The sequence below is a fragment of the Dyadobacter linearis genome, assembly GCF_907165045.1.
In the GTDB taxonomy this organism is placed as follows: domain Bacteria; phylum Bacteroidota; class Bacteroidia; order Cytophagales; family Spirosomataceae; genus Dyadobacter; species Dyadobacter linearis.
Genome location: NZ_CAJRAU010000003.1, coordinates 49,500 through 63,526, shown reverse-complemented (window position 1 = coordinate 63,526; position 14,027 = coordinate 49,500). Strand labels below are relative to the sequence as shown.

The 14,027-nt window shown below is 45.5% G+C and carries 13 protein-coding genes; 5 read left to right on the top strand and 8 right to left on the bottom strand.

Annotation, left to right across the window (positions count from 1 at the left end; genetic code table 11):
- Window positions 1-8: 8 nt before the first annotated feature.
- A complete protein-coding gene (locus tag KOD92_RS10730; protein ID WP_215233580.1) occupies window positions 9-581 on the bottom strand; it encodes an NUMOD4 domain-containing protein in 573 nt (190 codons plus the stop codon).
- Between the two features lie 118 nt (window positions 582-699).
- On the opposite strand from KOD92_RS10730, the gene KOD92_RS10725 reads away from it, so the two are divergent.
- Window positions 700-1,059, top strand: coding sequence for a CoA-binding protein (locus KOD92_RS10725; protein ID WP_215233579.1), 360 nt, complete (start codon window positions 700-702; stop codon window positions 1,057-1,059).
- A gap of 3 nt (window positions 1,060-1,062) precedes the next feature.
- Here KOD92_RS10725 and KOD92_RS10720 read toward each other — a convergent pair whose 3' ends face one another.
- The 5 genes from KOD92_RS10720 to KOD92_RS10700 all read right to left on the bottom strand — a co-directional run bounded on the left by KOD92_RS10720 (window position 1,063) and on the right by KOD92_RS10700 (window position 5,082).
- Complete coding sequence (locus tag KOD92_RS10720; protein ID WP_215233578.1) at window positions 1,063-2,064, bottom strand: 3-oxoacyl-ACP synthase III family protein; 1,002 nt, start codon at window positions 2,062-2,064, stop codon at window positions 1,063-1,065.
- Between the two features lie 33 nt (window positions 2,065-2,097).
- The gene (pssA, locus tag KOD92_RS10715) at window positions 2,098-2,805 is read right to left on the bottom strand and encodes a CDP-diacylglycerol--serine O-phosphatidyltransferase (RefSeq protein ID WP_215233577.1); all 708 of its coding nucleotides are present in this window, start codon (window positions 2,803-2,805) and stop codon (window positions 2,098-2,100) included.
- Window positions 2,806-2,826: 21 nt separating this feature from the next.
- Window positions 2,827-3,465, bottom strand: a complete 639-nt coding sequence (locus KOD92_RS10710) for an MBL fold metallo-hydrolase (RefSeq protein WP_215233576.1) — start codon at window positions 3,463-3,465, stop codon at window positions 2,827-2,829.
- Window positions 3,466-3,607: 142 nt separating this feature from the next.
- Complete coding sequence (locus KOD92_RS10705; RefSeq protein WP_215233575.1) at window positions 3,608-4,318, bottom strand: hypothetical protein; 711 nt, start codon at window positions 4,316-4,318, stop codon at window positions 3,608-3,610.
- An 86-nt stretch (window positions 4,319-4,404) separates the two neighbouring features.
- Window positions 4,405-5,082 (bottom strand): SAM-dependent methyltransferase, encoded by a 678-nt coding sequence (locus KOD92_RS10700; RefSeq protein WP_406566166.1) that lies wholly within the window; start codon window positions 5,080-5,082, stop codon window positions 4,405-4,407.
- A gap of 104 nt (window positions 5,083-5,186) precedes the next feature.
- Between KOD92_RS10700 and KOD92_RS10695 the strand changes: the two genes are divergently transcribed.
- Window positions 5,187-5,618, top strand: coding sequence for a hypothetical protein (locus KOD92_RS10695; protein ID WP_215233573.1), 432 nt, complete (start codon window positions 5,187-5,189; stop codon window positions 5,616-5,618).
- On the opposite strand, the gene KOD92_RS10690 is transcribed toward KOD92_RS10695, so the two are convergent.
- A complete protein-coding gene (locus KOD92_RS10690; protein ID WP_215233572.1) occupies window positions 5,611-6,387 on the bottom strand; it encodes an alpha/beta fold hydrolase in 777 nt (258 codons plus the stop codon). The genes KOD92_RS10695 and KOD92_RS10690 overlap by 8 nt on opposite strands.
- 471 nt (window positions 6,388-6,858) lie before the next feature.
- On the opposite strand from KOD92_RS10690, the gene KOD92_RS10685 reads away from it, so the two are divergent.
- Window positions 6,859-10,263 carry a TonB-dependent receptor gene (locus tag KOD92_RS10685; RefSeq protein WP_215233571.1) on the top strand — a complete coding sequence of 1,135 codons (3,405 nt, stop codon included), beginning with the start codon at window positions 6,859-6,861 and terminating at the stop codon, window positions 10,261-10,263.
- A gap of 81 nt (window positions 10,264-10,344) precedes the next feature.
- Here KOD92_RS10685 and KOD92_RS10680 read toward each other — a convergent pair whose 3' ends face one another.
- Window positions 10,345-11,253: a patatin-like phospholipase family protein gene (locus KOD92_RS10680; protein ID WP_215233570.1), complete on the bottom strand. Its 909-nt coding sequence runs from the start codon at window positions 11,251-11,253 to the stop codon at window positions 10,345-10,347.
- 268 nt (window positions 11,254-11,521) lie between these two features.
- Between KOD92_RS10680 and KOD92_RS10675 the strand changes: the two genes are divergently transcribed.
- Together KOD92_RS10675 and KOD92_RS10670 are read left to right on the top strand one after the other, a co-directional pair.
- On the top strand, window positions 11,522-12,496 hold the full coding sequence (locus KOD92_RS10675) for a polyprenyl synthetase family protein (protein ID WP_215233569.1): 975 nt from the start codon (window positions 11,522-11,524) through the stop codon (window positions 12,494-12,496).
- Between the two features lie 103 nt (window positions 12,497-12,599).
- Window positions 12,600-14,024 carry a leucine-rich repeat domain-containing protein gene (locus KOD92_RS10670; protein ID WP_215233568.1) on the top strand — a complete coding sequence of 475 codons (1,425 nt, stop codon included), beginning with the start codon at window positions 12,600-12,602 and terminating at the stop codon, window positions 14,022-14,024.
- Window positions 14,025-14,027: the final 3 nt, after the last annotated feature.

Here is a 14,027-nt window from a genome sequence, read left to right as displayed (position 1 = left end):
TTCTGATTTTATTCTTCAATAGTTACATGTTTCCAGTTCTCTCCTGACCGGATCCTGTTCAGCTGGGTGTGTGTGATACCAAACTGTTTTGCGATCATTTTAAGGCGGTTATTGTCGTTTTTAAGCAACTTTTTGATAATCCGAACCTTACTTTCGGTAAGCTTGTAATTCTTGGTGCGCCGTGGGATTACCCGGTTTATGAAGGCTGGATTTTCACGGTTATGTTCGATCATTTCAGCCTTTGTCACCCATTTCAGATTTTCAAAGTAATTGTTCTGCTTCTCGAAATCAACGTGAATCACAAAATTATGATCCGCATCCGGCCTGTCCAGAAAATATTCCGCTACCAGTTTGTGCACGTACCTGTTGATCGTTTTTCCACCCGCTACCCTGATATTCAGCGATCTGTATCCCTGAATTACCGATCCTTTTATAACTACCCCTTCCTTTGGGTTGTTTTGAAAACTTTTTAGCCTGCCATAATTAGATACTTCGTAATGAGGAGCGTTCTCAATCTCGTCGAATTTAATTTTAGCCCACTTTTCGTTCCAGAAACTCCGACTTACATTTAACTCATTCATTTTATAAAGATATTATTAGGTTAATAGGCTTTGAAACGAAATCCATCTTGTTGTGTGTTCTTGGGGTGTCCTGGAATGCATTTTTTCGCGTTCCTGTTTTTCATCAAAACTAAATACCATGAAACGTACGCTGATTATAGGTGCCACTTCCAATCCTTCCCGCTATGCTTATCTGGCTGCTCAAAAACTCAGGAACTACGGTCACCCGATCATACTCGTAGGCCGGAAAAAAGGGTCTGCACTGGGCGAAGAGATTCATCTTGAAAAAACAAATTGGGAGGATGTAGATACCGTAACACTTTATATCAACCCCAGCCACCAACCTGAATATTACGATTACATTGTCTCTTTAAATCCCAAACGCGTCATTTTCAACCCCGGTACTGAGAACCCTGATTTTAAAAACATCTTGTTGGCTAAAAATATCATACCAATAGAGGGTTGTACGCTGGTAATGCTTTCAATAGGGCAATATTGAGAATTACCACTTAATCAGAGCCGAAGCCCACGTGAACCCGCTTCCGAACGCAGCCAGGCAAAGCAGGTCGCCTTCCTTCAACTTTCCTTCCTCCCAAGCCTCCGACAATGCGATAGGTATGGAAGCGGCTGTTGTATTTCCAAACCTTTGCAGGTTGTTGATCACCTGCGACTCGTTCAGGCCCAGTTGCTGCCTCACGTAATCGCTGATCCGGATATTAGCCTGATGTGGCACCAGCAGGTCCAAATCCGCCGCCGTGTATCCGTTAGCCTGCAGCGCTTCTCCTATTACCTCCCCAAACCGCACAATTGCGTGTTTGAATACCGCATTTCCATTCATAAATACATTAAATCCACCTTCTTCCAGCAATTCCTTGGTTACAGGGCGGTCGGGCCGGCTGCTGCCGGGATCGCGAACGTAAAGTTCTTCTGCATAACGCCCGTCTGCGTGCAGGTGTGTAGATAATATACAGTGTTGGGGATCGTTCGTTGCGGTAAGGACTGCCGCGCCGGCGCCGTCTCCAAAAATGACTGCTGTGTTCCGCCCTGCAGTACTTTTATCGATCCATGAGGATTGTATTTCCGAACCCACTACGAGCGCGTTTTTATACATACCCGATTTGATAAACTGGTCAGCGATGGAAAGCGCATAGACAAAGCCCGAGCATTGCTGCCTGATATCGATTACCGGTTTTCCATCCATTCCCAGCTCTCGTTGCATTAAAAAGGCCGAGCCCGGGAAAAAATAGTCGGGAGTAATGGTTGCATACACGATCACGTCGATCTCGTTGGCGGTCAGTCCTGCACGGTCGAGAGCCTGGCGGGAGGCTGCTGTGGCCATACTGTAATTGGTATCCTTGCCATATTCAAAATACCGGCGCTCGCGAATGCCCGTTCTTTCCTGGATCCAGGCGTCCGAAGTTTCCATCCACTTGCTAAGATCGTCGTTCGTTACCACGTTTTCAGGGACGTAGTAACCCAGGCCAGTTATGCGCGAGTATGTCATATTTTGTTTAAATTCTTATATCAATTGCAATGATCACACACCACTGCGCTTCCGCACATTTTCAAAAACGGATAGCAGAATGTAGACGATCAGTATTAAGGGTACTGCCAATATTTTTAAAGTCACTAACAGCACGACTGATGTGATGATCAAAACAAATCGTGCCTCATTTCCCTTCCACCCAAAACTTTTGAATTTCAATGCAATAAGCGGCAGCTCCATCACGAGCAAATAGGACATTACAACCGCGAGTATCAGCAGGTTAGTAGTATTGATGATGATATCTTTCCAGAATGCATCTTCCGTGAGCAGTATAACCGGCAGGGAGGCAATAAGCATTGCATTGGCTGGGGTCGGTACGCCAATAAACGAATCACTTTGCCGGGTATCGTTGTTGAATTTCGCAAGCCGAATCGCGGAAAAAATAGCGATTATAAATGCGGGGTAAGCTTTCCAGATGCCCATCAGATCGGGAATGCTCTGCATGAGGAGCTGGTAAAGAATAATGGAGGGGAGTAGTCCAAAGGTGACCATATCCGCAAGTGAGTCAAGGTCTCTTCCTATTGCCGAGCTCACTTTCAGTATTCTTGCAACAAATCCATCAAAAAAATCGAAAATCAATGCGACGCCGATCAGCATGCATGAGATGATCAGGTTATTGTGAAACGCTTCAACCACACCGACGCAGCCGCAGAGGAGGTTTCCGCAAGTGAGCGCATTGGGTATATTTCTCCGGATCATGAGGCGGCGGGTAAGGTATGTTTATCTGAAAAAAGGATTGTTTTTCTTTTCAAAACCCACCGTTGTAGGTTCCATGTGACCGGCGTAAACCGTGTAATCGTCTGGTAGTGTGAATATTTTTGTGCGTATACTTTCTAAAAGTGTGGCATGGTTTCCTCCCGGCAGATCGGTTCTCCCGATACTGAGCCGAAACAATACATCGCCGCCGATCACAAAACGCTGCGCATGGTTTACAAATGCAACGTGGCCGGGCGCGTGGCCGGGTACAAAAATGATTTCAAGCGCTGTTTCACCAAACTGAAAAACTTCACCTTCTTTTAAATAAGAATCAATTTCGGGTTCATCGAAGCCGTGAAAACCATAGTTGGAAGCGTAAGTTTTCACTGCTTTCAAAAGCGGCTCGTCGAGCTGATGCAATGCAAATGGTATGTCATATTTACGTTTCAGCGCCGCAATGCCCAAAACATGGTCGATATGTGCGTGAGTATTGATCACATAAACCGGTTTCAATGAATTGGCTTCCACGTAGCTCTCAACAGCAGCCAGCTCGGCTTTATCCGAACAACCCGGATCGATGATCACAGCCTCGCCTGTCGCGTCGTGGATAAGATATGTATTTTCAGAAAACGGGTTAAAAACAAAGCTCTTTACCTGTACCATACTCGTCGGTTTGTCACATATTGATAAGCGGCGAAGTTACAAAAGACTTTGCAAACCCGTTTGCCGCGTTTCTCCAATTGTATGTTGGTAAATACAAAAGCCGCGCTGCATGTGATTGCAGCGCGGCTTTTGGCAGCTTTTCCTAGTTAAGGTTTTGCTCCGTGGCTGTAATTCTAATTCTATTATAATAAAGTCTCGTGAGCCCCTCAAATCCCGAATCAGTCCCCACATAAAACCAAAGCTCTCCGCTTGCATTCGTTTTGATCAGAAATGGTTTGTCTGTATTGTTCCTGTTTACCAAAACATAAGTGGTATCCGAAGTCCCATTTGAAACGTCGCCCAACACAATTCCGTCGACACCGCTTTGCGATTGTATGCCTTTATCCAGATTGAATACATAGTTAATACCTTGAAGCCGGGTAATAGGCTCCACCAGTGTTACGCCAGCCTTTACATACACCGCATTTGCAGTTGAGCCGCCTGCTCCAATACTGCCCTCCGGGGCCTTCGTTCCCAGGTCAATATCAAAAACTACTGAATACGTTTCATTAGGCTCAAACCCGGTAACTTTCTTTTTCAGATACATAAACATATCGTCACTGCGGTTATTGCTCTGCATCATAAATGCATACTGCGAGGTATCGAGACCGAATGGGAGCCGCGTGCGGCCAAAACGAAAGGCAATACTGGCAGTGTCAATTTTCGTATCAAATTCCGCCAGGCCGGGAGCCCAGCCGTCTACACCCGTTTCAAAATTGGAATCGATCGTTGAAATAGCGTCCAGACCTTCGTCGCTGCATCCCCATAGGGTCAATGCAAATAAAAGTCCTGCGCCTGAGATCCATTTTTTCATATTTTAATTTCGATTGCTGTTGATGTTGAGGAAACGATTGCTTCTCCATGGAGCGGTATGCATGCGCGATGGTTGGAAACAAATGGCTAGCCTATTAAAAAAATAGTAGGTCGTTTATGCAGGTCCGGTTTGTTCGATTTCCAGTTTTTGACAGGCATTGTTTTGATAAATTCTTCCGGCCCGGTTACTTCCGCGGCAATACAAAGAAAGGTATCTGGCATGCAGGCTTCCAATATCGTTTCCAGCAACTGGTTATTTCTGAATGGCGTTTCCATGAAAATCTGCGTCTGCTGGCGCTGCCTGCCTTCCCTTTCCAGCGTTTGGATCGTCTTTTTTCGCAAAACTTTGTCAATCGGCAGATATCCGTGAAATGCAAAAGACTGCCCGCTCATTCCCGAGGCCATTAATGCAAGCAAAATAGAAGAGGGACCCACAAGCGGAACAACATGGAAACCAAGCTGGTGTGCAATATGAACTGCCACTGCGCCCGGGTCGGCCACGCCGGGACAGCCTGCTTCTGATATAATACCTGCATTGGTTTTCAAACTTTTGAGCGCACCGGCAGTTTCACTTTCCGGTGTATCTTTGGTCAGCTCGATAAATGTCAGGTTATCTATTACTTTTCCCAGTTTGAGGCTGCTGATAAAACGCCGGGCAGTCCGTGTATTTTCGACAAAAAACACATCAAGCTCGCCGATTACCCGCAGGATCTGCGGACTTAGTACCGCTTCCTGCGTACCTTCCGCCAGAACCGTGGGAATCATAAAAAGTTTTATAGGGGAATCGGTCATAGCGATTTGTAAATGTTGCTTCTTTCCAACCAATCAAACAGTATTTGAATCATTAGAACTATACAAACTTAAATACAATGAGAAGGCTTTTATATATCACCCTGTTCTTATCCGTTCTGATTTCCTGTAAAAAAGACAGTTTCGACTACATGCCTAGCATGGCTGAGATCAACTCTCTTGGCGGAAAATGGTACCTTACCGAAGTTGAAAGAGTGTCGATCGATAATAAGAATGTATGGGAAAAAGTGCCTGCCGCGGCGACAGATACGCTGATGTTCCGCAGCGACGGCGTGATCCTTTACGCAGACGGACTTCCCATGTGCTGTTCCCCCAAATCGCTCCTCATCAATGGCCGCCTCATCGATATCAAACCACAATTTGCATTACCGGCAAACGATTTCTGTGCGAAGGTTAACTGCGCATTCTGCCCGCTCTGGGAACTGACGGTCAATCAAGACGAAATGATCATTTCTTCCTGCAACAATTTCAGAAGGAAATTCGTCAGATAGTTTCGTTGAGAAAATTCATCAGTACTGACACAAAAGCTTTCGGCTGTTCGGCCTGTACCCAGTGCCCCGCATCCTGGATCGTTTCAAGCTTTGCCTGGGGAAACAGTTCTTTAATTCCCACCATATCTTCATCCTGAATGTAATGCGAATTGGCGCCGCGGATAAATAGTGCCGGCGCCTCTACCTGCTTTTCAGACTTTATTTCTGCCCCCACTTTCGGCATATCCGATGTGAGTACCGGCAGGTTAAACCGCCACGCAAAACCGCCTTCATCGCTTCTGTAAAGGTTTTTTAGCAAAAATTGGCGCACCGCCAGAATAGGTTCATACCGACTCAGAATTTCATCAGCTTCATTCCGCGATTCGATCTGATCAATCGGAATTGCATTCAATCCTTCCAATATTTTGGTGTGATGAATAGGGTAACCCTTTGGGCCAATATCCACAATAACCAGTTTTTCAAAAGTACCTGGGTAAGTAACTGCATATTCCATCACCGTTTTTCCGCCCATTGAGTGGCCGAGCAGGATCGGGTTTTCGATATTGTGCTCTTTGATAAACCCTTCCAGATCTTTCGCAAGTGTAGGAAAATCGAGCGGCGCTTCGTGCGGAGAGCGGCCGTGGTTTCGCTGGTCTACCAGATATAGCTGATACCCGTGATCTGCGATTGCTTTACTGATCGTGAGCCAGTTGTCCAGAAATCCAAAAACGCCGTGAAGAATCAGCAATGGTTTCCCGCTATCTCCGATCTTTTTATAGTTGAGTTGCATTTGCTCTTTGAGTTCAATAAAAGTGGTGGTACTAGATAGTAACAAAAGAAGGCTACAATTGTTCAGCAGGAAAATTTTTGGAATATTTTTTTCAAATGCCTTTTCTGCCGAGCTTCTTTCGTTCGGCACGCTAAGTATTGAAAACTTAACAAAATCTTAACATATTGAATTATGGCTTATACGTCCGTACAAGGTAATTCTACATAAAAAGCCCATTTTAGGCTGTGGATAATGATTATCAGACATTCGAAAAGGTTATAAAATTATAATAACCGGCGTTTTGGTAAATGTTTAATTATTGCTTTAATAAAATTCATTATTCCAATAAATCAGGTAGTTACGTATATTAGTATTGCATTTTAGTAGGATTTTGATTTTTGTTTCTCAATCTAAAAAGGTATTATTTTGCAGTTAATGGTGCTTGTCACCAGAAGTGAACCACTAATAGTACAAACCTAATCACCAAAGTTTATGAGAAGGAAAAGTTTACTTTTCAGGGCAGTGTTTACCGCACTGGTTGCTACTTCATTGTTTTTACTCGGAGGGCAACTACAGGCGCAGGTAACTACTTCCGCAATTAACGGAACGATCACGGACTCCAAAGGGGAAGCGCTCCCGGGAGCCACGGTGGTAGCAGTGCACGAACCGTCGGGAACGCAATATGGTACCGTAACCACCGATGCAGGCAGGTACAGTTTTCCATCGGTCCGGATTGGGGGACCTTATAAAGTGACCGTTACATTTGTAGGCTTCTCGGAGCAAAGCAAATCCAACATTTTTGCTGAACTCGGTACAGCCAGCAATATCAATATCGTACTCACAGAAGGCGGGACCGAGTTACAGGAAGTAGTAGTTACTTCAGGTGCAGGCCAGGTTTTCAATGGGGAAAGAACAGGCGCCGCGACTTCGGTGAACAGCGAGCAGCTGAGAACTTTACCGACCGTATCCAGGAGCATCAGTGATTTCACACGGTTGACACCTCAGGCAAACGGTAACAGCTTCGGTGGCCGCGACGGTCGTTATAACAACTTCCAGGTTGACGGAGCAAATTTCAATAATGGTTTTGGTTTGAATGATAACCCGCTTCCGGGCGGCGGAGGTCTGTCTTTGGATGCGATCGAAGAAATTCAGGTGAATATCGCACCGTTTGACGTTCGTCAGAGCGGTTTTTCAGGAGCAGGTATTAACGCGGTAACCCGCAGCGGAACGAACAAGCTGACAGGTTCTGCTTACGGATTTTACAACAATCAGGATTTACAGGGCAAGAAAGTCGATGGAAGTGAGATTACCAGACCAGACGCGACCAGCCAGACGATCGGTTTGAGATTAGGTGGTGCGTTGGTGAAAAACAAATTGTTTTTCTTCGTGAATGCAGAGCAGATCAAGAAAACAGGCTCAGGTGTAGGCGCAGTGAACTTGTGGAGACCGTCGGAAAATGGTATTGCTGACCAGACACAGAATATCTCGCGTACAACAAGAGCAGACCTGGAAGCAGTTCGCAATCACCTGATCAACCGCTGGGGTTACGATCCGGGCGCTTATGAGGGTTATGCAAATGACAACAGCGAAAAAACGACGAGCATATTGGCCAGGATCGACTGGAACATTAATAACAAGAACAAATTGGCAGTTCGCTATAATCAGGTAGAGAGTTCAGCTCCTTCTTTGGTGAATGCAAACTCAGGTGCTAACCCGCGTACACCTTTCGAAAGTGGTCGTGTGAGCGCGCTTTCAATGGCATTTGCAAATACAATGTATTCAACTAAAAACATTGTACGCTCAATTACAGCTGAATTGAACAGCGAGATCACCCCGAAACTATCGAACCAGTTCCTTGCTACTTACAGTCGCATTCAGGCGACCCGCAGTTCGCCAAGTGCTGAGTTCCCGATGATCGATATCGGTTTTGCAGGAGACAATCTGAGAGACCCGGCTACTACTACTTATCAGAACTACATTACAGCAGGTTACGAGCTGTTTACTTACGGTAACGACGTTTTGAATGATAATTTCAGCTTTATCAATAACCTTACCTACGTAACAGGCAAGCACACTTTTACGGGAGGTATCAGTTTTGAAATGCAGAAATTTGGTAACAGATACCTGAGAAACGGTACTTCTTATTACCGTTATGCTTCGGTTGAGGAATTCCTGGCAACTGGTACACCGAGTGAAATTGCTCCTTTGCAGTTTGCATTGACTTACCCTTACGAAGGACAGGATCCTTACGCTCCTGTAAAATACGGTCTTCCTTCGATCTATATTCAAGACAAATTTGACGTAAACGAAAGACTGACCATTACAGCGGGACTTCGCGCTGAAATGCCGGTATTCCTGAATGATCTGACAAGAAACTCGGCAGTAGATACTTTGAGATTATTGGGATTGAATGGCGCTGAGCGTACTTACGACACAGGTTCGTGGCCTAAAACGCGCGTGATGTTATCTCCGCGTGTTGGTTTCAGATGGGATGCAAAAGGCGATAAGTCACTGATCTTCCGGGGAGGTACAGGTATTTTCGCTGGTCGCGTGCCGTTTGTTTGGCTTACCAATATGCCAACCGGACTGGGTGTGATCCAGAATGTGGTTGAGCCGGGTAGCTATGCAGCTTCTGCGCCGTGGATCAAGGATATTCGTTTTCAGCCTGAGAAATATTACTGGCTGAACAATACGCCTGCCAGCGCAGAGAATGTATTTATCAAAAACCCAAGAGCTGGTCTGCCAAGTACATTGGCCCTGGTTGACCCTGAATTCAAGATGCCGCAAATTTGGAGATCAAGCTTCGGTGTGGATTACAAAATCCCGGGAACGCCATTTTCTTTGACAGGAGATGTGATCTATACCAAAGATATTCAGGCTGTTTACCAATTTGGTGCAAACAGAAAAGCAGCTACACAGCGCTTGAATTACAGCGGAGACGATCGTGAATTTTACCCAAATACGGCTTCTTACCAGTATAACAGCAGAATCGGAGCAAACTCTGTGAGTGTTTTGAGCAATACTTCAAAAGGTTACTCGGTGAATGCTACGATCGGTTTGACGATGGCTGCGCGCCGCGGCTTTTACGGATCGGTATTCTACTCGCATACTACCGCCAAAGGAACAACAGACAACAGCGGATCTAATGCAAGTTCGGCCTGGGGTGCTACGCCGAATATCAACAACCCGAATGACCTGAGCCTTTTCAGTTCTGTGGATGCACTGCCAAACCGCGTGATCGGTACATTGTCTTACCGGGTTGAATATGCAAATCACCTTGCTTCTACGTTTTCATTGTTCTACAACGGATCTAACCTTGGAAACTACGGTAATGTTACCCAGGGCAGATTTTCGTACACCTATAATGGTGACTTGAACGGAGATGCGATCGGTGCGGATATGTTATATGTGCCTCGCAGCGCTTCTGAGCTTACTTTTGATAACAATACCGTAGGCGGAGTGACTTTCACAGCCGAGGAGCAGCGGGCAGCTTTTGATAAGTATATCGAGAGCAACGAGTTCCTGAAAAGCAAAAGGGGCGGATATGCAGATCGTAACGGTGGTGTAATGCCTTGGCTGAACCGCGTTGATTTCAAATTCTTGCAGGATATCTTCACGAATATTGGCAAAACTAAAAATACATTGCAACTGAGTGTGGACGTGATCAATGCTGGTAACCTGCTTAGCTCGAAATGGGGAGTTCGCCAGGAGCTTATCACAGGAGCTAATATGCCATTGCGCCGCAAAAGCGTAGATGCAAATGGTGTACCGGTATTTACGATGAACACGATTCAGATCGATGGAAAAACGGTTCTGCCGACAGACCAGATCTTCCGTAATAACACGACCACTTCCACTACATGGAGCATGTTGGTAGGTGTTAGGTATTTGTTCTAAAATCAGGAATTACAATATAAGAAAGGCCGGGAGCAGCGTTTGTCTCCCGGCCTTTTTGTATTCAGTCCTTTGCTGGAATTGTTATTCAGCTATTTTCTCTTTTTTTAAAAGTACTTCCATACCTGCGCGGTAACCTTCCACGATCAATCTCGATATATCGTCGGAAGTGAAATGCTGTAAATCCAGGAACAATGGGGTCAATGGGCGGATCACGGTCAGTTTCATTTGCTTGCCCCGCAAAATAGACCTGTCCACATAAGATTCGGCCCAGGCGATATTGCTGTTCACGATCTGGTTGACGGTGATATCTCTTACCCTTTCGATCAGCGTGATTAAATTTCTTGAGTTAATATCCTCCGGCTGGTACAATAGGGGTGAATGACAGGCGATGAGCACGATTTCCGTGGCGCCGTCTTCAATTGCCTGCCGCACGGGCGCTACTTCCCGCATTCCGCCGTCGAGAAAAAGCTGCTGCTCAATCTCTACCGCCGGCATCAGCATCGGAATGGACGAACTTGCGAAGACAAAGTCAAGGTAATGCCGGTCGCTGGGCGATACATATTTGATCTCCCCGCTGTCTATATTCACTGCGCCTACTTTCACTTTCACAGGCGTGTTTTCAAGAAAATCCTTGTTCACGTACTTTCTGATCATATTATGCAGCGGAACAGGATCCACGATTCCGTCAAACCGGCTCATCAGGGTATTCATTCCGAGCATAACCCTGGAACGCAGGGTAGAGATATCCTGGGGCTGTGTGATATTCTTGATCCAGAATTCGAGCAGCTTCCGGCTTGCAAAAGACCAGTTTACCGCATTCTTCTCGCTGAATTGCCTGCCCGCCTCATTGGCCAGAAAAGTAGTATTCAATGCGCCAACCGAGATCCCGTAGATCATATCCGGTTCAAATCCCTTTTCCAATACCGCCTGGATAACGCCCACCTGAAACGCTCCCTTCATAGAACCTCCCCCGAGGACAAGTGCTTTCATTTAAGTTTATGAGTTTATTAGTTTAGAGTTTATGAGTGACGGTGTTTCCTATCACCTTTCCTCCTTCCTCCTTCCTCCTTTCCTCCTTCCTCCCTTCCTCCCTTCCCTCCAATTCTAAACATTTTCACACTTAAATTGATATAAACAGAAGATTTTATTCCAAATTTGAAGATTAGTGTTCGGGAGTAAATTTGACTTTCAGCCTGTCTGGAAAGTCCGTTGAACATCCTTTCAATTTCCAGGGGAACATGGTCCCTTTTTCAAGCATATGACCCTTTCAATAAAGGAAATCCAGCTTCCTATTGCAGACGAAATGAAGGCTTTCGAGCACAAATTCCGTCAATTTATGAAAAGCGATGTAATGCTCCTTGATCAGATTATGAACTACATCGTGAGGCGAAAAGGTAAGCAGCTTCGTCCGATGTTCGTTTTTCTGTCTGCGGGAGTCTGCGGCAATATTACCGAATCGACTTACAGGGGCGGGGCGCTGATCGAATTGCTGCATACTGCCACGCTGGTTCATGATGATGTGGTGGACGATTCCAACTACCGCCGCAGTTTTTTTTCTGTCAATGCATTGTGGAAGAACAAGATCGCAGTGCTCGTTGGTGACTACCTGCTTTCGAGGGGATTGCTGCTTTCTGTGGATCACGGAGAATTTGACCTGTTAAAAATCGTTTCTACCGCCGTGCGTGAGCTGAGCGAGGGAGAATTATTGCAAATAGAAAAGGCCCGGCGGCTCGATATCAACGAAGAAGTTTACTACCAGATCATCCGTCAGAAAACTGCGTCACTGATCGCTTCGTGCTGTGCAGTAGGCGCGAGTTCCGTAGGTGCGAGTGAAGATATTGTGAAGCAAATGCACGCTTTCGGGGAAAAAGTCGGAATGGCATTTCAGATTAAAGACGATTTGTTTGACTACGGCGAGGAGGAAATCGGTAAACCGCTTGGGATCGATATCAAGGAAAAGAAAATGACTCTGCCACTTATTTATGCATTGAACAAATCGTCGTGGCTCGAAAAACGGAGCATTATCAATATCATCCGCAACGAAAGTCACAAGCCGAGGAAGGTGAAAGAAGTGATCGATTTCGTCAAAAATTCCGGCGGATTGCGCTATGCGCAGGAAGTAATGCAGCGGTATGTAGAAGAAGCCCAGGTAATTTTAAGTCAGTTTGCCGACTCTCCGCATCGCCGGTCGATGGAGCAATTAGTTCAGTTTACGATCGAGCGCAGTAAGTAAGAGGGTGGAAGTGAGGATACTTATTTTATTTAGTATATAAGTAAGTATAATAATATGACTAATAACTTAGTTATATTTGAAACCTCACTTAACTCCGCTGCCGATGAAAACTTTTCTCCTGTGTCTGCTGCTAGCATGTGGACAAATCCTGATTGCTCAGCCGGTTATAATCAACCAATATGATCCGGCCTTCAAATCGCTCCCTGCTGATCTGGGAACGCGGTACAAAGCGAACACCGAGCAAACCGTTGAAACGCCATACAGTATTCAAAAACGCTTTCATGACGTTTGTTTGCGCCTTTTCGGAAATGAAGCGCAGCCGGAGCTGAACGTGAGAGCTTCCGCTTATGTGAATGAGCAGGGCAAAGTCGATTATTTCATTTTTTCTTTTTCAAATCAGTTTTATCGGGTTCAGCCGGAACAAAAAGGTCCGATCAAAGTGGAAGGAAACGATTCATTATCGGTCATTTTCAAAGAAGGTATACAGCCTTTTCTCGCCGATCTTGTTTCCAAAAGGACTTTGGGCCAAAAGGCTATTCTTGGCTTATTTGCTTATATAAATCCTTCACAAAAATCTACTAGGGAAGTGTCTGCGCCGCGCGATAGTGTAGTGAAATCCGTTGCTGCGGCGATCGAGGTGCGGGACACATTGAAGGTGAAAGAACTCTCACTCAACCGCGCGCTGCTCACTTCCATGCCCGACGTTATTTACCGTTTTCCAAATCTGGAAAGGCTATTCCTGGCCGATAATGATATTGAAAATGTGAACATCAACCTTGCCCGCCTGCCGAAATTGCAGCAGATTGACCTGAGCGGAAATATATTGAAAACCGACGCTATTGAGTTGACAAAAAACAAAACACTGATTTCGCTGAACCTGCTGAAAAACCAGATAGACGATATTCCACCGGCGGTTAAAAAATGTAAGAAATTGCAGACGCTCTGGCTGGGCAGTAACCAGATCACAAATTTAACAAACACCAGTTTCAGAAGAGCAAAACCTGTCAGGGATCTTAATTTGTACAAAGCAGAACTTACTTCGCTGCCAAAAGGGGTGAAGAAACTCAGGAAACTGGAAGTGCTCGATCTGTATTATAACAAGATCGAAACCTTGCCTAAAACCATTTGTAAGCTCAGGAGACTGACGCATCTGGCGGTTTCCCATAACGATCTCGGTGCATTGCCGGAGAAAATTTACAAGCTGAAAAAAGTGCACACTCTTTACGCGCATCACAATCACCTGAGCAAGCTGCCTCCTCGAATGGTAGAAATGCAGAACCTTCAAATCCTGGATCTGGGCTATAACTGGCTCACAAATTTCCCCGAGCAGCTGACCGCTTTTACGAAATTACAGGAACTTGATCTGTCGGGAAATAACTTCCCGGATTTTCCGCAGCAGCTGCTACAAATCAAAAAACTGGACAAGCTTTACCTTCGCGGAAATCCGTTCTTGGGTGAAAACAGGGAAATAAAATACGAGCAGCAATTCAGTTTACTGAAAAGCCGGAACATAGAGGTTTTCTATTAAATC